Source organism: Bacillus sp. LR--39, assembly GCF_053613335.1.
Genome location: NZ_JBSIOT010001391.1, coordinates 1 through 557, shown reverse-complemented (window position 1 = coordinate 557; position 557 = coordinate 1). Strand labels below are relative to the sequence as shown.

Sequence of the window (557 nt, the reverse complement as noted above, 5' to 3'; positions counted from 1 at the left end):
GGGTGTGCAGCCAGGATCTGTGTACAAATTCGAAGTAACAGCCGTCAGTGATGATGGCAAAAGTACAGCTTCCACATCCTATGAGGTGCCAAAAGCTGAAGACGATGAAGATAAAAAAGACCAGCAACAAACGGATGATGAAAAACAAGATGATGAGAAGACTCAGGATGATACACAAACTGATGATTCTCAAAAAGATGACGGTCAGACGGATCAAGATCAGACAGATGATTCAACAAACGATCAAGACAAAAAACAAGACAATACGAACACCAATCCGTCCGACAACAATAACCAAGACCAATCAAACGATAACGATAACGACAACAGTAACAACCAGGATACGTCGGATGGTGATTCGAACTCTGGTAAGAATGATTCAACAGGTTCTGACACGAATAAAAATAAAACAGACACATCTAATAAAACACAAACAAACTCATCATCCATTGAAAAAACAAATTAAACAAAAAAGCCGTCACCTTTGGGGTGATGGCTTTTTTGGTACACAATAAAAAACCTCCCGTTTTAACAGGAGGTTTTATCGATTCATCGCA

1 pseudogene is annotated in these 557 nt (G+C 39.3%); it reads left to right on the top strand.

Going from position 1 to position 557, the window contains the following annotated elements:
* A pseudogene (locus ACWHAR_RS30690) lies at positions 1-466 on the top strand (peptidase); the annotation flags it as partial.
* Positions 467-557 lie beyond the last annotated feature (91 nt).